Raw genomic sequence first — 23,143 nt, 5'->3', positions numbered from 1 at the left:
AGCTTATACAAATAAAGCGTTACCAGAAATACTCCAATGAAAACCACTTTTCATTCCTTTCAGACCATAAGCGCAAGAAAAAGGACGAAAACAACCTTTCTAACTTGCTAACATGAATCTAAGGAGGTTTTAATGATGAATAAAATTCAAAGATTTAATAAGCTTCATCAATCTACTGAGCCATTATTTTTAGGGAATGCGTGGGATTTACTGTCAGCTTTAGTTTTAGAAAAAGCTGGCTTCCAAGCAATCGGAACGACTAGTTGGGGAGTGGCTAATTCACTTGGTTTAAAAGACGGAGAACTTGTTGATTTTGATCGGCATTTACAGATCATTCAAACGATCACTGAGCATGTCAATGTTCCGGTATCCGCTGATATTGAAAGTGGTTATGGGGAAACTGTAGAAACAATTGTACACAATGTTTTAAACACAGCAGACGTTGGAGTAGCGGGCATAAACATAGAAGATTCATTCAAAACGCAAGATGGTTTAAGAGATATCTCTTTGCATGCAAAGCTGTTATTTGAAATTAGAAATGCTTTAGAGCATAGCGGCTTCAAAGATTTCTTCATCAATGCTCGAACAGATACGTATCTTCAAAAGGAAAACCCTCTATTGGAAACAATAGAAAGAGGAAAGACATATGTGGATAGTGGAGCAAGTGGTATTTTTGTTCCTGGTGTGATGCTAGAGAAGGATATTGAAGAAATTTCAGCGCAAATAAATGCCCCGCTAAATGTATTGTCTTTACCTGGACTCACTAATTGTAATAAGCTTAAGGCATTAGGAGTGCAACGATTTAGCTTTGGAAATGCATTCTCTGACAAAGTCATTGCTTTTATGGAAGTGAATGCTGCACAATTGTTAGTATTGAAGGATACAGTACATTTGTATGAAGATTAAACTAGAAGGGACAGGAAGGTGTATACCAGTCATGATCAATCTTACATTTGAAGAAAAGTGGGAAAAAATTATTGCTTGTGACCAGGCATATGATGGATTATTTTATACCGCTGTGAAAACTACTAGAATCTATTGTCGTCCTTCCTGTCGTTCTAGAAAACCAAAGAAACAAAATGTAGAATTCTATTTCGATAAAGAAAAAGTAGAAGGGGATGGATTTCGCGCTTGTAAAAGGTGCAAACCAGAAGTAGATCGCTCTCCCAACACGCAATTTGTTCAAAATGTTACTACGTTCTTGATCAACCATTCCACTGAAAAAATTTTACTGCAAGATATTGCAAACTATGTTGGAGTAAGCACTTATTATTTGGATCGTCTTTTCAAACAAGAGACTTCTGAAACACCGCGTATGTATTTAGAAAAAGTAAGAATTGATAAAGCAGCACACTTGTTGAAAAGCACAAATAAAACGAATTTAGAAATTTGTTATGAAGTTGGCTTTCAAAGTACATCCAACTTTTACAAAGTATTTTTTCGTTTAAAAAATTGTACTCCAAGTGAGTACCGACAGAAGGAGACCGTTATATGAGTAAACTTTTTCAAGTCGATTATCAAACACCAATTGGGGTTTTGGAAATCACTGGGACTGATGAAGCTGTCAATTCTATCCTATTTGCAGAGCAAGATGTGGTAGTACACCCATTAACGGAGGAAACTCCTATGGCACTTAAAGAATGTTACGTTCAGATGGATGAGTATTTTAAAGGTGAGCGGCACAAGTTTTCATTTCCTTCTATTAGTGTTGGTACAGAATTTCAAAAAAGCGTGTGGAATGCGTTAACAACCATTCCTTATGGAGAAACTGGATCTTATAAAGACATTGCGATGATCATTGGAAATGAAAAAGCCATTCGAGCAGTAGGAAGTGCAAACGGCAAAAATAAGCTAAGTATCGTAGTTCCCTGTCATCGAATTATCGGTTCTGATGGGAAACTAACTGGATATGCGGGTGGCTTGTGGAGAAAAGAATGGCTACTTAAGCATGAGAAAGGTATTACTAGACTTCCAATATGATTTGGGGTCTTTTTTCTTTGATTCAGTTGCTAAGGTCTCCTCTTTAACGATATGGAATATGCGATATTTTAATAGGGACGGTTGGGTATCCTACATTTTTTAAATAATAGTTAAGGCTCCTTGCGGTGAATTCATTTGTCCCGGAAGGTCCTACTGTAAGTTGATTGATCGGAAGATTGTTGTCATTTTGCGTCACTTTATTATGTGTTAACAATTCAATATAAGGCAAAATGATATTATCGCGGGCACGGAATTTTAGTTCGTGTTGATAAGGCATACTCTTGGAGTTTGTTACGATGATTCGCCATTCTTTTTCTTCTGAAAAAGTGGAATGCTTAAAAAGTGGCAAGAAGTATCCGATAGTTCTTGCAACTTCTTTGGGGGTATATGCTGGTTTTGCGGTATTCGATTCTGTACTAGTTAATGCGATTTCAATAATGCGATGGATTACTCGCTGTTGCAATTGATGGTTGTAAATCACTTTTCGTGGGAAAAAGTTTTCTTCACTTAGATGAAAGGATACGTCAAAAAGAGCAGCATAGTCAAAGCCAATGGATACACCATGTTTGCTTCGACTGTACCCTCTCCACTGACTAAGTAGGTCTTCATTTTCACAAAAAGACACGACAAAAATATCGGTATCTTGTTCCTCTAAAATTGTAAATACTTCTTCCAAATAAGCACGTCTTGGATTTTCTTTTGGAAACTCCTGTATTAAGTTTTGTACAATCGTTTCACATATTTCCAAGCCATGGCTATATTCTTTGGAATCATTCATAAATTTTATATGAGAAGCCCAAAACGTTTTATTGCTAATAATCCCTTGGGCTCCCTCTAAATCCGTATAATGATACAAAGCTTTTATATCTTTCGTAAAATGCTTTTTGAACTCTTTACTAATGAATGGAATAAGTGATTTAGAATCGGCCTGGTTATTATTCGTTGATGATTCAAACTGTTCTTTCGACATCTCTATTCCTCCATTGTTGTAATTCTTCCGATTTCATCGGCTTTGCAAAATAATAACCTTGGATAATGGGATCTTTACATGTCGCAACTAAAAAATCTACTTGTTCCTTCGTTTCTACCCCTTCAAATACAATGCTTAAGTCTAATGACTCTCCAAGCCCTATAATTGCTTGAATAATCGAGGAATCCTTTTTCGAATGCGGTATTTCATCGATAAACGATTTATCTATTTTTAGCGTAGATATTGGCATCTGCTTTAAATAGGACAAAGAAGAAACCCCTGTTCCAAAGTCGTCCAATGCTACAGAGAATCCTTCTTGGCGAAGAACACTAACCGCACGCATCGCTTCCGCAATATTTTTCACAAAGGTTGTTTCTGTAATTTCTAGCTCTAATTGTGCTGGTTTTATATCATAATCTTTTAATGTATGCTTTAATACTTCTAATAATCTGGGGGAGGTAACATATTGACCAGGAATATTAATCGCCACTTGACCAAAAGGGAGTTTTTCCGTATTCCAAATGGAAATTTGCCGACAGACAAGCTTAATAATCCAATTCGTCACATCCATCATTCGATCATGGTTTTCTAGAATAGGAATAAATACACCCGGGGAAAGCATTCCATACACGGGGTGATTCCACCTTAATAATGTTTCGACTCCCATTATTTCGTTTGTTGGCATACTGACTTTTGGCTGAAATACTAAATATAGCTCTCCTTTGAGCATTGCGCTAAGTACATCGTCTGCAATTTCTCTTTCAAATGTGTATGTATGAATAGCTGGATCATACATTACTACCTCATGTTTGTACTGGACGGACGGATGATTTAAAACACTTAGTGCATTTGTATATATACTCGATGCTTCATCATAAGAATATGCTTTTGAAATAGCACATGTCGATTCGATTGTTACTTGCTGGTTGTGTATGAAAAATGGTTGGCGAAGTAATTCCGCTACTTTCTCCATTTCTTCCTGCATTTGTTTTTCCTCATACATATTGCTTGTCAAAAAAGCAAAACGATTGCCTTCTATTCGATATAAAACGACCGTCTTCGAAGTAAATAACTCTAATAAAGTAGCCACCTGTTGGATAAGCTCGTCTCCAAACTGATAATCATACTCTCTATTCACTCGTTCTAAATCATGAATATGCCAAATAGCTAAATGCTCCGGAAACACTGGTTTTTCTAACTTTTGCTCAAATAAACGTCGATTTGGTAATTTCGTTAATACATCAAAATAATTAGCTCGATATTCTACATATCGATCTACCATACTTGAAAAAAGTAAAGTTCCAAGTAAAATAATCATTCCACTAGTTACACTTACTGCGACTCCACTCATGTCCATCATATGCATTTGCATATGATCCGAAGCAAAATCACTCGGAACGTAAAAGGTAATAGCTGCCATCCCAGTGTAATGCATACTGGAAACAGCTAGCCCCATAACAATAGCAGTTACGAGCTGGATAAATCGATTTACCATAAAACGGTGAAAACCAGAAAATATATACACCGCAATAACGGAAACAATTACTGCAATTGCGATAGATGCTATAAAAAGGCCTTTATCATATGCATAAAGAATATCCATCTCCATCGCATACATTCCGATGTAATGCATGGAAGATATACCTACTCCCATTACAATTCCAGCTAATATATATGTCCAATAAGTTCTGTTCGGACGACTGGCAATATAAAATGCAAAAAAAGATGCCAACATTGCTGGTATTAGGGATACAACTGTTAATAATTTTTGAAAATGCATTTCAACTGGCAAGGAATAAGCACTCATTCCTATAAAGTGCATTGACCATATGCCAAAACCCATCGCTAAAGAGGCTAATAGTAACCAAATATTTCGATGAATAAAACCATTTCTTTGTGCTCGATCATTCATAGAGATTGCTGTGTAAGATGAAACTACCGCTATAATAATCGACAATAAGACAAGTGGAATGGAATAATGTCCATATAATTCAATAAAGCTGTCTCCTGGAGGAGTCGTGAACATGTTCGTCACTCTTTTCTTCATAAACAATATTGTTAAATAATTACCCTCTTTGTATCGGCAAGGCGATTATTTTCTTTATATGGCAAAATTCTCAAATTAATTGAGGACTTTTGAATGGGGAATAAAATAGCTATAGCAATTAGAGAGAATAGCTAGAAAAGGCTACAAGTTTATAGACCACTGATTTTATATACCTTCTAAAAAAACGACCTTTCTCCAGAAAGGTCGTGACAATTTATTAATATGCTGTCCAGCCAGCGTCTGCTGTTATGACCGTTCCATTTACAAAACTAGACTCATCTGAGGCAAGGAATAATGCAACTTTTGCAATCTCTTCTGCTTTTCCTGTGCGTGGATTAAGTGCAAGCCCAGCTTGTGTGCGTCCAATACCAAATGTATTAATATTTGTCATCGACGAACCAATATTTGTTTCAACTCCACCAGGTGCAATCGCGTTACATCTGATTCCTTGTGGGGCATACATAAATCCAGTGTTTTTCGTAAAGCCAACTACTGCATGTTTAGAAGCTGTATATGTTGCCCCAGCACGTGCACCATATAAGCCACCAGCTGATGCAACATTCACAATAACCCCTTGTTGTTTTTCTAGGAAAATCGGCATTACTTTACGTGTTGCACGCATAACACTCGTTGTATTTACAGCAAAAATTCGTTCCCATTTATCGTCTTCAATATCACCAGCTGCTTCAAAATTATCCATTATACCAGCGTTATTTACTAAAATATCAACAGTTCCATATTTGCTAACTGTCGTATCAATAAGATTTTGAATATCCTCTTCTTTAGCAACATTCGCTACCACTGCGATTGCTTCGCCGCCATTTGCTTTAATTTCTTCTACTGTTGAGTTTGCAGATGCTTCATTTATATCGGAAACGACTACTTTTGCCCCTTCTTTTCCGTATAAGGTAGCAATTTCTTTGCCCATCCCTGACCCTGCTCCTGTTACGACCGCTACTTTGTCTTGAAGTTTCATATTCATCTACACCCTTTCTATTTGTACTTATTTACTTATCAGTTCTATTGAACAGATGTACAATAAGTTCTTTCAATGTATAGTATAATCAATGTATACTAAGCCATTCAATCAGCAAAGGGATCCGTTAATGTCCCTTAACATACAATGGAGGTCAAAAATGTCTACTAAATCTTTTTATCAAGATAGAAGAATTAGAAAATCGAAGGCGGCTTTAAAAGAATCGCTTATTTCTTTAATGAAAGAAAAAGACTTCAAAGAAATTTCCATAACCGATATTGTGCAAACTGCTGATTTAAATCGGGGTACATTTTATAAGCATTATCAATACAAAGAAGAGCTATTGGAAGAAGCTATCGATGATGTAATTAAGGATTTAATTGATTCTTATAGAGAACCTTATCAAGGTGTAGAGGTTTTGATTGTAAGTAAATTGTCCTCTTCTACTATTAAAATATTTGATCATGTGGAGAAGCATTCTAATTTTTATTCATTGTTAGTTAAATCAAACGTATTATTTGAATTACAAAAAAGAATTTGTGATGAATTAAAAAAACTTGTACTACAAGATATCACCAATCATCCATTGCATAATAATATTAATGCCAATCTTATTGCTAGTTACCAAGCACATGCGATTTGGGGAATGATTAGTGAATGGATTCAAAGTGAGTTTATCTATTCTTCTACTTATATGGCTGAGCAATTATTAGCTATTCTCCATTCAAATGTTTCTCTCAACACCTATAGGATTACCAAATAAAATCGCTAAAGCACCTACACATCCCTAGATATAATAAATGAAGATAATAATATTAATGCGATGTCACACATAATAGGGAAAATGCGTCGTAGCAAGTTCATTAAGGAAGCCACTATATTTCCGCTGGGCAAGTGACGAGCCGCTACGTCGTTAACACGCTTGCAGGGTCTCACACCTTTGAGTAAAATTCCAAAGAATGGCTAAGGGCAATCAAATAGCTGTTGAAAGCAACTAATTTTAGTATGAAAGCAATTAAAATCAGCATGAGAGCAACTAAAAAGCCATTGAAAGCAACTAATTTCTTACAATAGCTCTTTACTTGGATTGAGACGACGTTGATTTAGGCAATTATAGGAATAATGTGCCTAAAAGCCCCCTGAACTCGCCTAGCCGGCATCTGCTATACTAGTTTGTCGTGTTCAGCTGTCTTATTGTCGCGTTCGCAGTGTATATTGTCTCGTTCAACTACTTTTTGTTAATATCGGACACTGCTAAGTGAGTATTTTCCATTGATTTGCGTTGCAGGGCGGCGACTCCGAAGGGATTAAGTGAGTAAGATGAGACTTCACAACGTACGCGCCTAGGCGCGGCGGTGAAGGCTCATCACTCACCCCACGGAAAGCGTCCGTCCTGCAGCGAAAATCACAGCGGTCACCTAATAGAACTCTCTACTACGCATTATGCCCTATACTACGTTCTGTCGAAAAAACGACATTACATAATTGTGTTACAAGTAAAAAAGTTATTCACATGTATAGAATTTGATAATTTCATAAGCATAGAAAAACTCCCGAATTGATAGCTCAAAAGAGAGATTCGGGAGTTTCTTTTTATTCTTCTAGATTATCGCTTATCAAACTAGCTAATACATGCACTCGTAATATTATTCCTTTAATCGTTAACTCTTCATCGGTAACGACAATTGGATATTTGGAATCGAGTACATAAGGAATAATATCTTGCACATATTCATCCGGTCGAACAGTTTTTACTTCTGTTGACATTACTTCTTGTAACGTCTTTTTTTGTTTCAGCCCATCAATCGCTTGGTCAATTGTAACAATTCCTTGTATTTGGCGTTTACGATCGGTTACAAATGCACTGGATATTCCGTTCTCACGCATTACTTGAGTAGCCACATTTAAACCATCTTTCAATGATACTAGGCCATAAGGTTTTGTCATAATATGTTCCGCTTGCAATATTTTAGAACGATCAATATCCCGGATAAACTCCGAAATATAGTTACTTGCTGGTTTATCTAAAATTTCTTCGGGCGTACCGATTTGCTCTACTTTCCCGTTTTTCATCACTGCTACACGATCTCCTATTTTAAATGCTTCGTTGACATCATGGGTGATGAAAATAATTGTTTTTTGCAATCGGTTTTGTATATCTAATAGCTCAAGCTGCATTTCTCGTCGGATGAGCGGGTCGAGTGCACTGAAAGGTTCATCCATAAGCAAAATGTCGGGATCATTTGCTAACGCCCTGGCAATACCTACACGCTGGCGCATCCCTCCTGAAAGCTCATCTGGATATTGGTTTTCATACCCTTTTAGACCTACCGTTTCTAAATGTTTTTGTGCAATTGCTTGGCGTTCTGCTTTAGACATGCCTCGTACTTCAAGCCCATATTCGATATTTTCAAGAACGGTTCGATGGCTAAACAGCCCGAAGTGTTGGAATACCATCGCAATTTTTTTCTGTCGATAATATTTCAGTTGGTTTTTATTGTAATCTACAACATTTTCCCCATCGACATAAATGGCACCTGATGTGGGACGATTCAATAAATTTAAACAGCGTATTAAGGTAGATTTTCCGCTTCCCGAAAGCCCCATAATAACGAATGTTTCGCCTTCCATAATTTCCATAGAAGCATTATAAACACCTACTGTATGTCCCGTTTTGGCGAGAATTTCTTCTTTAGCCACGCCATTTTCAACCATTGGTATAATTTTTTTAGGTCTCGGACCGAAGATTTTTGATACGTTTTCTAGTTTCAACTTTACCGTCATGCTGCTTCCCTCCTATGTTTCTGAAGGCGCTTTGCAATTCCTCCGCTAATTCGGTCAATAATAATCGCTAAGAAAACGATACTTATGCCTGCTTCAAAACCAAGGGAAATATCAATCCGATTTATCGCATACAGTACTCTTTCTCCGAGACCTTGCGCACCAACCATCGACCCGACAACTGCCATAGCCAGTGCCATCATTGTTGTTTGGTTAATACCGGCCATAATGGTAGGCAATGCTTGTGGTAATTGTACTTTCATAAGCATTTGGCTCGTTGATGAACCGAAAGATTGTGCAGATTCGACTACTTCCTCATCTACATTACGAATTCCTAGTTCGGTCAATCGGATAACCGGAGGCAATGCGTAAATAATTGTCGCAATAACTGCGGGCACATTCCCTAATGGGAAGAAGAATATAACAGGAATTAAATAAACAAAACTTGGCATCGTCTGCATTGCATCGAGTATCGGTCGCATAATAGTCGACATTATTTTACTAAATGCCATCCCAATACCTAGAGGAATTCCGATTACTAGAGATAATACTACGGAGATTAATACAATCGAAATAGTGGTCATCGTTTCCGGCCACAGATCAAATGTACCGATTAGGAAAATGAAAAGGGAAAAAAGAAGTCCCCCATACAAGTTAGTAAAATACCATCCTAATAAAAAGATGATAAGGATAAATAACCACCAAGGAATAGCTAGAAGTCCTGTCTCTAGCCCCTTGATTAACGTAGAGGAAATAACAAAAATGAAATCAAAAAATGCATCTAAATGTAATGCTAAAAAGTCAATAAACTTTTCTACACCATCTCCAATTGGTATTCGAACATTAGGAAATTCCGTCATAAATAGCGAACTGTATCAATAGAACAGCCGCATTCACCTCACTTTTCTTGGTTAAACTACTTTGATCATGAATTTTTATTTCAAAGCTGCTTTTACTTTTTCGGCAACTTCTTCAGACACCCAAGTTGTCCAAATATCTTCATGTTCTTTCATCCACCACTGTGCGGCTTCTTCCGGATTTGCTTCATTTTCATTCATATAATCCAGTGCTTCTTCTGTTAATGCATTACTTGTGGAATATTTACTTAAAAAATCAACTACATCTTTTGCTTGTGTTGGTAAGTTTTTATGAACGGCAATGACTACGTCGTTCGGAGGGAATTCAGTTCCTTTTGACTCTTTCCAAACTGCTTCGTCATAAGGATTATCTTCAAGTAAAGTTAAATCATAGCTTGCTGTAACCCATGTTGGTGACCAATAATATCCTACCCATGGTTCTCCTTTTTTGTAGGCTCCAGCTAAATCTGCAACGATCGCTGAGTCAGAACCGGGGGCTAAATAGTTATATTGCTCGTCAAGGCCATATGTTTCAAGTTTCGTCTCCAAGTGTTCACTTACTACCCAACTAGATGGTGCTCCGACAATACGTCCTTTGCTTTTATCTTCGGGATCTTGGAAAATCTCTGGATACTTCTCTAAGTCTTGAACCGTTTTTAAATCTGGTGCAACAGGCTCAATACCTCGTTCTGCATCTCCTTCTATCACGTAAGTTGGAACATATAATCCTTGTGAGTTATCATTATAATTTGTCGCTACTTTAATGATATTCCCGCTATCTATTGCTTTTTCATAAACTTCTTTAATATTATCTGACCAGATTTCCATGTAGACATTAATGTCTCCTTGTTCAAGTGCCTGCATTGTAGTAGCAGTTGTTCCACTTGTAACCTCTGTCTCATAGCCATAACCTTCTTCTACGATTAACTGCGCAATGCTATTATGGACACGAATACTATCCCACCCTGCATCGGCAAACTTAATCGTCTTAATACTATCTGTACTTACTTCTTCACTACACGCGGCTAGAACTAAAATTGCGCAGAGTGAAATGAACAACATCAATTTTCTCATAAAATTTTACCCCTATTCTCTCTATTTTAAATTAGACGCATTGCTCTATCCTCCTTTCATTACCCTAAATACATAAGTTTAAACACACAAAACTTATAAATTATTACCCTCCAATATTACCAATTTACTGGAACGTCTAATTTATAACTGTTTATGTTACTAGACTTGAAGACTCATTGCAAATTGAATAGCCTGAAAAGTGAAATTAAATTTAATTATTATGAATAATTAGAATTAGTTTTTTAGTTATATAGAACGTTTTTAGTGGGATTTATTATGCTATATCATTCATTTTCTTTAGGCCTTTAGATGCTTTAGTAGAAATTATATAGAATGCTTCTATAAACGATAAAATAGACAGCCTGGAATCAAATTCTTGTTGATTCCAAACTGCCTACTCATTAAACTACTCGATTTTCCGGTTCTTGTCCTTCTAATACGGCTTCAATAGCTTGGGCATTCAACTGCATCATAGCCATTCGCGTACGAATACTTGCACTTCCTATATGAGGTAGTACTGTTACATTTGGTAAGGTAAGTAATGGATGATCCATTGGCACAGGTTCTACTTCGAACACATCAAGTCCAGCAGCCCAGATTTTATCCGTTGTTAGCGCTTCGTAAAGTGCTTTCTCGTCAATAATTCCACCACGAGCTACGTTAATAATTGCTGCAGTTTCTTTCATCAGCCCTAGCTCGCGTTCCCCAATCAACCCTCTCGTTTCAGGTGTTAATGGAGTTAGTAGAACGACAAAATCCGATTCTTGTAGAAGTGTGTCTAGTTCTACATACGAAAAACCAAATTCTTCTTCCGCCTCAATTTTGCGAGTGCGATTATGGTATAGAACTTTCATGTCAAACCCATTAGCACGTCTTGCTACTGCTTCACCAATGCGTCCCATGCCAACAATTCCAATCGTTGCACCAAAAACATCCATCCCCGTGAGCCCCATTGGCGTCCATGATTTCCACTTTCCATCACGAAGATCACGCTCTGCTTCTGTAACGCGTCGAGCAGTTGCCAAAAGTAATGCAAATGTCAGATCCGCAGTCGTTTCGGTTAGAACTCCTGGTGTATTTGTAACGACGATCCCACGCTCTTTTGCCGCTTCCACATCAATATTATTGTAGCCAACCGCTAAGTTACTAACTACTTTTAAATTTGGCAGACTTTCCATCAGTTCTCTGTCTACTTTATCTGAAAGCATTGTCCAAAGTGCGTGTGCATCTTTTGCTTCTGCTTTTAGTTCCTCATATGTCATTTGAATTTCTTCGCTATGCCACATTTGTACGTCGAATTTTTCTTTTAATGGATTTACTATTTCATCTGGTAATTTTCGAGTTATAAATAATTTTTTCAAACCTTTTACCTCCAAAGATCTTAATAATTTAAGCATGGACGAGTTAGTTAAATTTTTCAACTATATTTACTTTACTATTTTCATAAGGTATACTGGGGGCACATTTAAAAAACTACATACCGTTTTTCGCACTAGGGGTGCCCATTATGGCTGAGATGCGAGCATTTGCTCCGATCCCTTATAACTCGATCAGGATAATACCTGCGTGGGGAAGTGCGGTGACTTTCCGAATTTTTCATATTGGATAAGTGGCTGCATCTTCACGGATGTGGTCTTTTTTTATGAAAATTTATCGGGAGGTTTTTTTATTATGCAATGCGGTTTAAGCCCTATCGTCGGATTTCGTTTTTCGCTACATCCGATGACCAACGATTTTATTTCAGTGATTAAAGGAGCACTTCAGGAAACAGACACGTCGAATGTGTGGATGCATACAGATGATGTGTCGACGGTCATTCGTGGGAAACAAGTGCATGTATTTAATGTTGCAAAAGCATTAACGCTTCACGCTGCTAAAACTGGTGTACATGTTGCTTTATCAGGAACTTTTTCTGCTGGTTGTCCTGGGGATACTGCAGGAGATGCATATTTAGATAAAAGAGATGACGTTGCCAATACGGATACGACCAAGCAATACGTCTCTTCTCAATTTGCTTTATACCCGATGAATAATCCGAATTATATGGATGTCATTTACCGAGAAGTTGATCGCGCTAAAGAGCGTGGAGTTTTCAATGAATCCATGCATTATGCAAGCGGGATTCACGGAGATATTCATGATGTCTTTGCTTTTTATGAGGAGACATTTACACATGCTCGTTCTGAAGAACATAAACATTTAGTCATGACAGTTTCGATGAGTATTAATAGTCCTTCGCATGGAGGTCAATAATATGTTGAAATCTTGGAAGTTAAAAGAGATTGTATTGATGTCTTTATTTGCAGTCGTGTTTGGAATTGTGTATTTATTGTTTGTACATGTCGGCAATATTTGGTCAGGATTTATCGGTCCGATTGCCTATGAATGGATTTTTGGGATTTGGTTTATCGTTTCAATTATTTGTATGTACATTATTCGTAAGCCAGGTGCTGCAGTAGTTTCAGAAACAATTGCTGCTGCCATTGAAGTTTTACTAGGAAATGCAGTTGGACCACGCCTTATACTTTCAGGAGTTATTCAGGGTTTAGGAGCAGAAGCAGTATTTGCAGCGACTCGCTATAAACGATTTGATCTATGGGTATTGATGTTAGCGGGTGTTGGATCTTCTGTATTTAGTTTTGTGTATGGATACTTTTTAGGTGGATTTGCTGTATATAGCACGGGCTATGTAGCGTTAATGCTAGGAATTCGTATAGCAAGTGGTGCGATGATTGCTGGTATAGGAGGAAAAGCAGTGGCAGATGGATTATTAGCAACTGGTTCCCTCCGTGGATATGCGATAGCCCGTTCGAGAAAAGGTGAGGCACGTGCATGACGTTATTCGTTTTGACAAAGTGAGTTTTCGTTATCCAGATGAGGAAAACTGGATATTGGAAGATCTTTCGTTTACCGTGAAGCGCGGCGAACGAGTAGTTATTACTGGTCCAAGTGGGTGCGGAAAAACTACTTTACTCTATTTATGCAATCGATTGTATCCAGATAATTGCGATGGTGTGATGAGTGGCTCGATAAAACTTTTTGGGAAAGATAGCCTATCTTTTATTCCCGGGGAAATAAATCATCGAGTTGCAACCGTTTTTCAAGATCCCGATGCTCAGTTTTGTATGCAAACTGTCGAAGAAGAGCTTGCCTTTACATTGGAAAACTTACATGTGAAGCGAGAGGAAATGGAAAAAAGGATTCGTGAAGTGCTAGACCTCACTAATTTATCAGAGTTTCGATATGCTGTTATCCAAAAACTTTCCGGCGGCCAAAAACAGCAAATTGCTACTGCATGTGCACTTATTATGGAACCGGAAGTTTTGTTATTAGATGAACCACTCTCTCATTTAGACCCATTTACTGCTAAAAAATATGTGGAGTGGTTAGATGAATTACAACAAAAACGCGTGATAACAATAGTTGCTATTGAGCATCGCCTCGATTTATGGGGAGATTTTTTTGAAAGAAGTATTTCATTGAATAAAAAGGAAGTAACTCCTGCTTTTAAAAAAAGGAAAAGCAGTAAACTTTCAAACACATCGTTAGTTGCTAGTAAAGTGCAAACTAAATCTTTTTTGCAAGAAACTACTTTTTCGATAAATCAGGGAGAGATTGCTATACTTGCCGGTCCAAATGGTAGTGGGAAATCGACTTTGTTGAAAGCATTATGCCAGCTAGTTCCTTTTAGTGGGACTGTAGAACCTAAGTTGTTAGGATATGTTCCTCAGTCCCCTGAGTTTTTATTCCTCACTAAAAATGTCCGCGATGAAGTCGGATTTGGCGGTGGAAACAATACAGAAGAAATGATTGCTAGATTGCAGCTACTCCCTATTGCAGATTCCCATCCTTTTGCGGTAAGTCATGGACAAAAGCGGCGAGTGGCGATTGCTGCCATGCTTTCGGACGGTCGAGAAGTTATTTTAATGGATGAGCCGACTTCTGGGCAGGATGCAAAAGCTTTATCGGAGCTATTTCAATTGATTGATGAGCGAGCACGGGAAGGTACAACGTTTTTAATTGTTACACATGATATGGAATTTGCTTACTGTTTGGCGGATTCGCTTTTATTAATGAATGATGGACATTTGACTGGGAAATTTGAAGCGGAAATTGTGTGGAGTGATGCACAATTGTTGTCGGACCATCATTTGCTCCCTCCTAAAGAGGTGATGCTTCGTGAAAAATGCTTTGCATAGAATGAATCCTTCTGTGAAGTTTTTGGCGATTACCGTTTGTATGTTTACGATGGCTTTCTTCTTTGATCCTTGGACGCCATTTGTATTTTGGATTAGTGTGTTAGTGTTGCAAGTTTTCTTTAGTCGAATTAGCTGGAAAAAATGGTTATTGTTTATGCTGCCATTTTTTGTGACGGCTTTCGGTTACTTTTGGACGACGCTTGTTTTTGCGGAAGACAGGTCAGGACCTATTGTGTGGTCTCTCTGGAATTTGCATATTACAGAAGTACAGTTGGAATATGCGCTTTCGTTGAGTTTTCGTGTTTTAGCATTTTCTAGCTTATCTTTATTATTTGCTTTGACAACGAATCCTGTAACATTCATTTTAAGTTTAATGCAGCAATTAAAGCTGTCTCCTAAAATTGCATATGGTGTGATGGTCGGTTATCAGTTTTTGCCCGTATTGAAAGATGAATTCATACAAATCGGGCAAGCCCATCGACTAAGAGGAGCTGGCGAAGAAAAAAATGTGTTGCAGCGATTGTTTGGTGTCAGGCTTGTGTTGATTCCTATGCTTGCAGGTGCTGTAAGGAAAGCCGAACGTGCTGCTTTTGCAATGGAAGCAAGGGGCTTTACTGGCGAACGGAGAAGTAGTTATTTTCGAATAATCTCCATCGGGAAAGTAGATGTCGTGTTGGTAATTTTGTTTTTGTTCGTGTTAGTTTTAAGCTGTACGAATAGACTATGGCTTAGTTAATATAGAAGTAGATATATTAACTAAGGGGTGAGAAGTATGTCTTTTGTTGCGTTACTTCGTGGGATCAATCTGGGTGCTAAAAATAAGGTTGATATGAAATCTTTGAAGGCTCTGTTTGAAGAGATAGGTTATGAAAATGTACGAACGTATATACAAACTGGAAATGTCGTTTTTGACAATGCTGTTTATGATGTTCTGCATCTTGAGCATACGCTTCGCGAAACATATGGCTTTGACATTCCAGTTACCGTTCGTTCGAAAGAAGAATTAGAAGAGATTCAACAGCATCCGATTTTTTTAAAGGATCAAGTGTATGTCATGTTTTTAGCACAGGACATTTCAGATGAGCAGCAAGCATTATTAGATAGTTTAGTAGATGATGAATTTGTTGTTTGGAATGGTCGAAATGTCATCATTAGCTTGTCGAAAAACTATCATCAGACGAAGTTTACGAATGCTTTTTTTGAAAGAAAGCTTGGTATGGCGTCTACTGCACGGAATCGGAATACGGTGAATAAAATAGTGTTGAAAATGTAGATGGTTTCCACCTTGTTTAGAGGTGGAGATTTTTTTAGTTGCTTTCAATGTTGAATTGGTTGCTTTCAGTCTAGATTTAGTTGCTTACGCTTCTTAATTGGTTGCTCTTGCAGCACCATTAGTTGCCCTTTACCTTTTAATGTAAAAGAAAGCTACAGGTACTGGAAATTAAAAGCATTATAAAACTAGAAATGCACCTGCCCATCAGTTTTATTTATGCCAATCTATAATTATAATAAAATTTCCAAATGACCCATTTTAGGTTACGCTTAAGCTAGAACAAAACAAGGGGGATTTATCATGTCATTTATTTTTAAATCAATCGATCATGTTCAATTAGCAGCTCCTAAAGGTTCCGAGGCACTTGCAAGACAGTTTTTTGGTGAAATACTAGGTTTTCAAGAAATCGAAAAGCCAGAAACATTAAGAAAAAAAGGCGGCGTTTGGTTCACATTTGCAAATTATCAAATTCATATCGGCATTGAAGAACCATTTGCACCCGCTAAAAAAGCACATCCAGCTTTTCAAATAGAAAACTTAGAAGCGCTGAAAACACATTTAACTGAAAACGAAGTTAGTTACATCGTTGATACCGATTTACCGGGGGCAAATCGAATATATTTAAATGATCCATTTGGTAATCGAATTGAGATATTAGAGTGGACTTAAATCGGAATATCCAGCTGGAAAAACACCTTGGTCCAAATTAACCCAAGGTGTTTTCAAAATCTATTTTCTTTAGTTTTTTATATTTTGTTTTTCTCTTTCTCACTGTACCGTTCCAAGAAAAATTTGTACCAATCCTCAATAATAACTCCAGTGGACCTCGTCGTATTTTTTTCAAATATAGTGAACTACAAATACATTGTAATAAAAAAATTAGAAGGCCTAAAATGATACCGTTTAACATTCCAAGGTTCCCGAACAATCCTAAACCATAGCCATAAAAAATGGTCGTACATACAACACTTTGCATGATATAGTTCGTAAGAGAAAGCTTTCCAACACTTTCGAACGCAAGAAATACCTTTGAATGGGCGAATGAAACAAATAGAAGCGCAAATAGCGATATATATCCAATCGATAGGAACTGGGCTCCAACATTTAATAAAATCCCAGACCAAGCATTTTCTTGTAGTAGAATACTAACACCTTTTAACACAAGTCCCATAGGTAATAGTATAGTTCCTATTTTATACCTTTTTTGTTCCAAACTAGGTCTAGTAAACAAATTAGCTTTTGCCGCTGCCATTCCAAATAAAAATAGTGGAGCAGTTAGAATTGGAGAAAAAATTAAAATGAAAAATAGAACGAGTTCATCACTATATATAGGAGGCATCTCATTATTACGATGATCCATTATTTCTGTATACGTGCCATTTGTATACACGTCATTTGTCTTAAAGATATAAGAAGATAAATTCTCTACTTCTTCCTTTGTTTCTTCCAATACGCCATAGCCCATTGCACTTGTTAATACAAATAGAACAATTCCCCAAATAACCAAGGTCTTTTTCTTTCTGTTTATAAACATTAATAAAAAGAATCCCATAAATCCATAAAAAGCTAAAATGTCTCCTTCCCACAAAAACGTTCCATGTAAAATACCAATGATTATAAGGAAGATAAACCGTCTAACTAAATGCCATCTCACCCTAACTTCTTTTTTCCTTAAAGATTCCACTAATTTGATAAGTGAATATCCAAATAAAAATGTAAAAATCGGCATAAAACTACCTTCTACCACTACTTTTATAAATTTGTTCGCACCCGTATCCAAATCGGACAAAGAGAAGTAAGAGATTTCATCTTTTCCAAACATTCCATATTGAAAAATAAGCATGTTCGCAAGTAGTATACCGAACAGACTGAAGCCTCTTAAGCCATCTATTAATCTCACTCTTTCCATTTTTACTAAAACCCTCCTAGAATTTCGTATCGCTCATTTGTTAGTATAAAATAGGAAGCTTATACCAGCATGAAACATACCTTAAATAAATCTTAAATTTTGGAGTGGATATTGTTGTTAGATACGAAAATTTTAGTTGTGGATGACGAACAAGCAATCGGAGACATGGTAGATATTATTTTAAGAAAAGAAGGCTTTAACCAGATAGATGTGTGCACCAATTATCAATCTGCTGAAACACTTATAGCGCAAAGTAACTATGATCTTTTTATTTTCGATATTATGCTACCTGATGGTACTGGTCTTGATTTGGCAAAAAATGTACGCACCAATTCCGATGCTCCAATTTTCTTCTTAACCGCTAAGGCTAACGATGCCGATAAACTTCGTGGTTTTATGTATGGGGCAGATGATTATATTACAAAACCTTTTAATCCAATGGAACTTGCTGCTCGAGTGAAAGTACAGATGAAACGATATAAATCTTCCTCTCGCCCCCCTATATTAAGGCAAGTGTTTGACTTCGGTCGTTTCCAATTGGATATCTCTGCAGCCGAACTAACTGTTGCTGGAAATACAACAATTTTAACAGGAAAACTTTTTCATTTACTTCAACTTTTTTGCGAACATCCAGGACAAGTTCTATCAAAGGAACAAATTTATGCTCATGTTTGGGGCGAAGAGCATTTTATAGATGATAACACGATAATGGTTCATATTCGAAAACTTCGTGAAAAAATAGAAGTGCACCCCGGGAATCCTCAACTTCTGTTAACTATCCGTGGTATTGGTTATAAACTCATAAGTGAGGAGCAATAAAATGGGCTTGTCCACAAAAATGACCACTCGTTTTTTGGCTTATTTTTTTGTCTTTTATACTGTATTACTAGTTGTTTCGATTGGGTTGATTGCGTATTTTGTTTATGATGCAATGGATAGTAATAGCTATACAGATATTCGTAAATTAGATGCATTTGAGCTTGAGTCAGATTTTAAAAAGGATTCGAATGGCACTTATCATTTATCTCAAGATTTAATAGATTCGGCGCGTGAAAACAACGGACTTATTCAATTAGTCAATAAAAACGGCAAAGTTCTTGCTAGTTCAGAAAATAACAGTGATTGTTGCCAAAGCTACACCATTGCTGAGTTTGTAAACATGACAAAAACGAAAGAGGCATTCGTTTGGGACCAGGGTAAGGGCTTGTTTATTGTGTTTATTGAAAAACATCCTGCAACACAGTTACTTTCTCTCATTGTTCAAGGGAATTACGAATATTTGTCGGATGACATAAAAAAGAAACTAAACGAAGCTGATGCTACTTTTGAAATCTATTCGCCTGAAGGAAGGCGAGAACAAATTGTTTTTGGACCATCCAAAAAAGCACTTAGTGGAATTGAAATACTAGCTAGTACTCATAATTACTCTGAAAGAAAAGAAGTTGTTGCTGCTGGGTTATTAGAAAATGGAACGGTTGCTGTTGTCAGAGTCAATAATTCAAACTACAACCCTTTCGAACCTGCACTAATAGATGGCTTAAAAAAGTTTGGTATAGGTCTTCTTTTATTTCATCTTATTCTTTTTTTCTTCACTATATTATTTTCTTTTTGGATTGGAACACGCTTTGGTCGTCCCGTATTATACTTCCTTAAACGAATTGAAAAGTTAGCAAAGCAAGACTATAAACCTTTAGATGATCGGAAATTACGAAATCTTAAAACAGGTCGTCTTAAGCGTAAATACCGTGTATATGAAAATATCGATCAGTCTCTCTCCGAATTAGCCCATACTTTAGAAGCTAACGAGCGAAAAATTAAACAGACCGAAAAGTTACGGGAGGACTGGATCACTGGTTTATCCCATGATTTAAAAACGCCACTTAGTTCGATTTTTGGCTACTCAACTATGATTGCTTCTGATGAATATGATTGGTCGGATACAGAAATAAAAGGCTTCGCAAAAACAATGCAAGAAAAATCAACCTATATGAATGCATTAATAGAAGATTTGACTTATACTTATCAATTAAAAAACAATGCCATTACCCTAAATAAAGTAGATGTGAACCTATTAGAGTTTGTAGAAATGTATGTGAGTAACGTTGTCGTTTGGAAGGATTTACAAAAACCTCAAGGAAGTATAAGTTCACAAGTCTCTATTGATCCGAAATTATTTGAACGAGTGCTTGATAATCTAGTGGGTAATGCAATTAAACATACACCTGAAGGAACAAAAGTAATTTTAAAAGTACAACAAAAAGAAGGTATCGTTCAGTTAACTATTCAGGATGAGGGAAAGGGTATTCCAAAAGAGGAACTGGAAAATCTGTTTAATCGCTACTATCGTGGGACCAATACAACTACGGAAACTTCGGGTACCGGGCTTGGACTTGCTATAGCAAAACAACTTGTGGAAGCGCATGATGGAAATATCTTTGTAGAATCCGATGGAAATGGAACGAATGTGACGATTACTTTACCGTCCAATAACGCAAATACAAATTAATAAGGCTATGTAAAATTTAATGGTTGTTTTAAATAACTCACCATTTTTGTAATATGATGACTGTATAAATTACAAAAGGGTTAATTCAAATGACTATCAAGATTACTTATTTTTTGTGAAAAAATGCCCATAAAAATGAGCTTGGTAATGTATCTCCAAGCTCATTGTATTTTGATATCTGTTTAGCACTCCATTAGTTAAAGAAAACTTAAGACTAACTCCCAATAGTTCTGTTCTGCTAAAATCTCCGTTTTTTCAATAACTTCTTAGAAATCCTTATTATTGCTATCCCGGCTAGCCCTATAATTCCACCTAATAAACCAGCTATAATTACAATAACAATTTCTTCCCAATAAACCACTTTGTTTTTCCATACACTTTTTGCAAGTACCGTTATTATTATAACGATCATAAATAAGAACCAAGATTTAAAATGTCTTTTATTCACTATTTCCACCCCATAAAAAACTGTTTTCTGATTGTCATACTATACTGGTCCGTTATTCCAGGAAGAAAAGAGAGCTGTCTAAGCAACTAATGAACTTTAACTAAAGCACCCATAGTTAAGAAGATATTTAGTAAGTTTCCTCTTTACTTAAAGTCACTGCGAAATATAATTTTTCGCTTCTGTTGCACAATAGCAAACATCAACATGCATAAATCCTTCTTTGTTAAATATGATTTCAACCTTGTCTGCTATTGATTGTTCATCGCCTACAACGGGAATACGTGCTTGTTTCATATGTATCTCCAAGATTTAAGATACATTTAAGATTTGGTTAAGTTGGATATAAGTTCTCTCTACTATACTACTAAATAGAGAGGTGGAATCACATGCTATCAATTAGTAAACACGAATACTTACAGCTGCTGAAAAGTATCAAATCAATCTTAGTTATTCTTTTTTTACTTGGCGTAACTTATGGAGGAATCCAGCTAACTGAAAAATTTCAAGGTTTGCTTATCGACGTCCCTACTGATACAGATGCCATGTATTCAGTAGGAATTTCCTTTGCCCTCCTATCGTTCGGTCCATTATTTGTATTTTCGCTATCTCACGATGTCTTTAATCGGGAGATTTCAGGACGGATGATGCGTTTCATTGTGACGAAAACGAAAAGATCATACATTGTTCTTGGGAAATTCATTGGAGTTTCAATGTTTTGGTTGAGCATTGTTATAGCTTCGTTTGGTTTAATCTTTGTATTTACTCAGTCTTTTGACGCTAAAGTGTTTTTTGAAACATTATCTGTCGTATCGGTTTTCATTGGAATGGCACTCGTACTTTCCCTACTTATCAGTAGACCAATGCTTTCCATGTTTTTAGGAGTATTAATCGGGATTGTTTATCCAGCCATTAGCGTTTGGTCAATCTTCAGTTCTTTTTGGGCGATTAAATGGTTTAAATTCTTTTCTCCTTATTATTACATTTCCGTAGAATCATATCTTTTCCTTGTGAACTTTGGAATGGCCGCTTTACTTTTTATTGTTTCAGTTTTTCTCTTTAAAAGGAGGGATTTGTGATGAATGCCATAAAAACCATCAATTTAACAAAACAGTATGGGAATCGACAAGTTGTCAAACGGATCGATTTAACAGTTGGTGAGGGAGAGCTTTATGGATTTTTAGGGAGAAACGGAGCGGGGAAGTCAACTTTCATTAATATGATGACAGGTATCATCCATCCTACTGAAGGTCAGGTCGAGCTACTCGGATCCTCCAATCAGGATGAAGTTTTGTCTCAAATTGGAGTGCTTCCAGATTACTCATCATTCTATGATTATTTGACAGCACGTCAGCATCTATCTTATTTTTCTTCTATCATAGGATATAAGCTGGCAAAAGACGATGTTGATTTAGCTCTTGAACAAGTCGGACTCCTTGAACATGCGAACGGCAAAGTAGGCAAATTTTCATTTGGTATGAAAAAGAAGCTTGGAATCGCACAAGCTATTGTTCATAAGCCAAAGCTATTATTTCTTGACGAACCAACTTCCGGCATAGATGCTGAATCATCCATTCAAATTCAACGACTACTACAAAACTTAAATAACAAAGGTGTGACAATTTTCATGACGTCACACAACTTGACAGAAGTAGAAAAGATTTGTTCGACCATTGCCATTATGCAAAATGGAGTCATCGAGGATGAAGGAACACTCCATTCTTTACAAAAGAAACATTCATCGCAAATGGAAGTAACAATGAAAGTATCAGATGATGCAACAATCTTAATACATGCAATCGAACAACTTATAGGTTCCATTGTTCTCGAAGGTCAAAAGTTAACATTTAGGACGGATAATGAACAACGAATTGGAGATGTCGTTCGATTCTTAGTCCATAATGGATTAACAGTTTACCACATTGCAATTAACCAACCATCACTTGAAGATATATTTTTGAAAACCCATAAAGGAGAACTATAAAAGTGAAAAAAATTCTAAGCTTTTTCATTTACCTTATAATGATTATTTTCATGTGTTATTTACTATACACTCAAACACCAAAACTATTTCAACCATCAGTCGAGTTGATAGAATATTTTTGGTTTGTCATTCGAATAATTGT

The 23,143-nt window shown here is 36.6% G+C and carries 24 protein-coding genes and 1 riboswitch; of the genes, 14 read left to right on the top strand and 10 right to left on the bottom strand.

Annotated elements, in window-relative coordinates; translation table 11 throughout:
• Positions 1 to 135: 135 nt before the first annotated feature.
• Genes ACIQ38_RS15790 through ACIQ38_RS15780 form a run of 3 tightly spaced genes read left to right on the top strand, consistent with a single transcriptional unit; the run spans position 136 to position 1,980 of the window.
• The gene (locus ACIQ38_RS15790) at positions 136 to 906 is read left to right on the top strand and encodes an isocitrate lyase/PEP mutase family protein (RefSeq protein ID WP_402824992.1); all 771 of its coding nucleotides are present in this window, start codon (positions 136 to 138) and stop codon (positions 904 to 906) included.
• Positions 896 to 1,495, top strand: coding sequence for a bifunctional transcriptional activator/DNA repair enzyme AdaA (locus tag ACIQ38_RS15785; RefSeq protein ID WP_402824989.1), 600 nt, complete (start codon positions 896 to 898; stop codon positions 1,493 to 1,495). Before ACIQ38_RS15790 ends, ACIQ38_RS15785 begins: the two co-directional genes overlap by 11 nt.
• Positions 1,492 to 1,980: a methylated-DNA--[protein]-cysteine S-methyltransferase gene (locus ACIQ38_RS15780; protein ID WP_402824986.1), complete on the top strand. Its 489-nt coding sequence runs from the start codon at positions 1,492 to 1,494 to the stop codon at positions 1,978 to 1,980. Before ACIQ38_RS15785 ends, ACIQ38_RS15780 begins: the two co-directional genes overlap by 4 nt.
• Positions 1,981 to 2,023: 43 nt before the next feature.
• On the opposite strand, the gene ACIQ38_RS15775 is transcribed toward ACIQ38_RS15780, so the two are convergent.
• The 3 genes from ACIQ38_RS15775 to ACIQ38_RS15765 all read right to left on the bottom strand — a co-directional run bounded on the left by ACIQ38_RS15775 (position 2,024) and on the right by ACIQ38_RS15765 (position 5,973).
• Entirely contained in the window at positions 2,024 to 2,950 is a 927-nt protein-coding gene (locus ACIQ38_RS15775; RefSeq protein WP_402824983.1) for a DUF2971 domain-containing protein, read from the bottom strand.
• Positions 2,931 to 4,976 (bottom strand): bifunctional diguanylate cyclase/phosphodiesterase, encoded by a 2,046-nt coding sequence (locus ACIQ38_RS15770; RefSeq protein WP_402824980.1) that lies wholly within the window; start codon positions 4,974 to 4,976, stop codon positions 2,931 to 2,933. The genes ACIQ38_RS15775 and ACIQ38_RS15770 overlap by 20 nt, the downstream gene beginning before the upstream one ends.
• A gap of 238 nt (positions 4,977 to 5,214) precedes the next feature.
• Complete coding sequence (locus ACIQ38_RS15765) at positions 5,215 to 5,973, bottom strand: SDR family oxidoreductase (RefSeq protein ID WP_402824977.1); 759 nt, start codon at positions 5,971 to 5,973, stop codon at positions 5,215 to 5,217.
• Positions 5,974 to 6,133: 160 nt separating this feature from the next.
• Here ACIQ38_RS15765 and ACIQ38_RS15760 point away from each other — a divergent pair, with 160 nt between their 5' ends.
• Complete coding sequence (locus ACIQ38_RS15760; RefSeq protein WP_402824974.1) at positions 6,134 to 6,736, top strand: TetR/AcrR family transcriptional regulator; 603 nt, start codon at positions 6,134 to 6,136, stop codon at positions 6,734 to 6,736.
• Between the two features lie 830 nt (positions 6,737 to 7,566).
• Here the strand turns inward: ACIQ38_RS15760 and ACIQ38_RS15755 are convergent.
• The 4 genes from ACIQ38_RS15755 to ACIQ38_RS15740 all read right to left on the bottom strand — a co-directional run bounded on the left by ACIQ38_RS15755 (position 7,567) and on the right by ACIQ38_RS15740 (position 12,082).
• Positions 7,567 to 8,757 (bottom strand): quaternary amine ABC transporter ATP-binding protein, encoded by a 1,191-nt coding sequence (locus tag ACIQ38_RS15755; protein WP_402824971.1) that lies wholly within the window; start codon positions 8,755 to 8,757, stop codon positions 7,567 to 7,569.
• Positions 8,754 to 9,614, bottom strand: a complete 861-nt coding sequence (locus ACIQ38_RS15750; protein WP_402824968.1) for an ABC transporter permease — start codon at positions 9,612 to 9,614, stop codon at positions 8,754 to 8,756. The genes ACIQ38_RS15755 and ACIQ38_RS15750 overlap by 4 nt, the downstream gene beginning before the upstream one ends.
• A gap of 75 nt (positions 9,615 to 9,689) precedes the next feature.
• On the bottom strand, positions 9,690 to 10,685 hold the full coding sequence (locus tag ACIQ38_RS15745) for an ABC transporter substrate-binding protein (RefSeq protein WP_402824965.1): 996 nt from the start codon (positions 10,683 to 10,685) through the stop codon (positions 9,690 to 9,692).
• Between the two features lie 401 nt (positions 10,686 to 11,086).
• The gene (locus tag ACIQ38_RS15740; protein WP_402825224.1) at positions 11,087 to 12,082 is read right to left on the bottom strand and encodes a 2-hydroxyacid dehydrogenase; all 996 of its coding nucleotides are present in this window, start codon (positions 12,080 to 12,082) and stop codon (positions 11,087 to 11,089) included.
• A gap of 87 nt (positions 12,083 to 12,169) precedes the next feature.
• A riboswitch (TPP riboswitch) is annotated at positions 12,170 to 12,275 on the top strand.
• An 81-nt stretch (positions 12,276 to 12,356) separates the two neighbouring features.
• Between ACIQ38_RS15740 and ACIQ38_RS15735 the strand changes: the two genes are divergently transcribed.
• The 6 genes from ACIQ38_RS15735 to ACIQ38_RS15710 all read left to right on the top strand — a co-directional run bounded on the left by ACIQ38_RS15735 (position 12,357) and on the right by ACIQ38_RS15710 (position 16,826).
• The gene (locus ACIQ38_RS15735; RefSeq protein ID WP_402824962.1) at positions 12,357 to 12,938 is read left to right on the top strand and encodes a YkoF family thiamine/hydroxymethylpyrimidine-binding protein; all 582 of its coding nucleotides are present in this window, start codon (positions 12,357 to 12,359) and stop codon (positions 12,936 to 12,938) included.
• Between the two features lie 4 nt (positions 12,939 to 12,942).
• Positions 12,943 to 13,521, top strand: coding sequence for an ECF transporter S component (locus tag ACIQ38_RS15730; protein WP_402825221.1), 579 nt, complete (start codon positions 12,943 to 12,945; stop codon positions 13,519 to 13,521).
• Positions 13,514 to 14,884, top strand: coding sequence for an ABC transporter ATP-binding protein (locus ACIQ38_RS15725; protein ID WP_402824959.1), 1,371 nt, complete (start codon positions 13,514 to 13,516; stop codon positions 14,882 to 14,884). The genes ACIQ38_RS15730 and ACIQ38_RS15725 overlap by 8 nt, the downstream gene beginning before the upstream one ends.
• On the top strand, positions 14,865 to 15,620 hold the full coding sequence (locus tag ACIQ38_RS15720) for an energy-coupling factor transporter transmembrane component T family protein (protein ID WP_402824956.1): 756 nt from the start codon (positions 14,865 to 14,867) through the stop codon (positions 15,618 to 15,620). The genes ACIQ38_RS15725 and ACIQ38_RS15720 overlap by 20 nt, the downstream gene beginning before the upstream one ends.
• 36 nt (positions 15,621 to 15,656) lie before the next feature.
• Positions 15,657 to 16,157, top strand: a complete 501-nt coding sequence (locus ACIQ38_RS15715) for a DUF1697 domain-containing protein (protein WP_402824953.1) — start codon at positions 15,657 to 15,659, stop codon at positions 16,155 to 16,157.
• A gap of 300 nt (positions 16,158 to 16,457) precedes the next feature.
• Positions 16,458 to 16,826 carry a VOC family protein gene (locus tag ACIQ38_RS15710; protein ID WP_402824950.1) on the top strand — a complete coding sequence of 123 codons (369 nt, stop codon included), beginning with the start codon at positions 16,458 to 16,460 and terminating at the stop codon, positions 16,824 to 16,826.
• Between the two features lie 37 nt (positions 16,827 to 16,863).
• On the opposite strand, the gene ACIQ38_RS15705 is transcribed toward ACIQ38_RS15710, so the two are convergent.
• Complete coding sequence (locus tag ACIQ38_RS15705) at positions 16,864 to 18,066, bottom strand: DUF418 domain-containing protein (protein WP_402824947.1); 1,203 nt, start codon at positions 18,064 to 18,066, stop codon at positions 16,864 to 16,866.
• Between the two features lie 114 nt (positions 18,067 to 18,180).
• Here ACIQ38_RS15705 and ACIQ38_RS15700 point away from each other — a divergent pair, with 114 nt between their 5' ends.
• Together ACIQ38_RS15700 and ACIQ38_RS15695 are read left to right on the top strand one after the other, a co-directional pair.
• Positions 18,181 to 18,885 carry a response regulator transcription factor gene (locus tag ACIQ38_RS15700; protein WP_402824944.1) on the top strand — a complete coding sequence of 235 codons (705 nt, stop codon included), beginning with the start codon at positions 18,181 to 18,183 and terminating at the stop codon, positions 18,883 to 18,885.
• 1 nt (position 18,886) lies between these two features.
• Complete coding sequence (locus tag ACIQ38_RS15695) at positions 18,887 to 20,572, top strand: sensor histidine kinase (protein WP_402824941.1); 1,686 nt, start codon at positions 18,887 to 18,889, stop codon at positions 20,570 to 20,572.
• A 238-nt stretch (positions 20,573 to 20,810) separates the two neighbouring features.
• Here the strand turns inward: ACIQ38_RS15695 and ACIQ38_RS15690 are convergent, their stop codons facing one another.
• Both ACIQ38_RS15690 and ACIQ38_RS15685 read right to left on the bottom strand, forming a co-directional pair.
• A complete protein-coding gene (locus ACIQ38_RS15690; protein ID WP_402824938.1) occupies positions 20,811 to 21,020 on the bottom strand; it encodes a hypothetical protein in 210 nt (69 codons plus the stop codon).
• Positions 21,021 to 21,173: 153 nt separating this feature from the next.
• Complete coding sequence (locus ACIQ38_RS15685) at positions 21,174 to 21,314, bottom strand: hypothetical protein (RefSeq protein ID WP_402824935.1); 141 nt, start codon at positions 21,312 to 21,314, stop codon at positions 21,174 to 21,176.
• Between the two features lie 92 nt (positions 21,315 to 21,406).
• Between ACIQ38_RS15685 and ACIQ38_RS15680 the strand changes: the two genes are divergently transcribed.
• Both ACIQ38_RS15680 and ACIQ38_RS15675 read left to right on the top strand, forming a co-directional pair.
• On the top strand, positions 21,407 to 22,096 hold the full coding sequence (locus tag ACIQ38_RS15680) for a hypothetical protein (protein WP_402824932.1): 690 nt from the start codon (positions 21,407 to 21,409) through the stop codon (positions 22,094 to 22,096).
• A complete protein-coding gene (locus ACIQ38_RS15675) occupies positions 22,096 to 23,001 on the top strand; it encodes an ABC transporter ATP-binding protein (protein WP_402824929.1) in 906 nt (301 codons plus the stop codon). Before ACIQ38_RS15680 ends, ACIQ38_RS15675 begins: the two co-directional genes overlap by 1 nt.
• The last annotated feature ends 142 nt before the right edge of the window (positions 23,002 to 23,143 follow it).

Origin of the sequence: Psychrobacillus sp. NPDC096389 (genome assembly GCF_044762855.1) — a bacterium.
Classification (GTDB): domain Bacteria; phylum Bacillota; class Bacilli; order Bacillales_A; family Planococcaceae; genus Psychrobacillus.
This window is presented reverse-complemented; position numbering and strand designations above follow the sequence as displayed.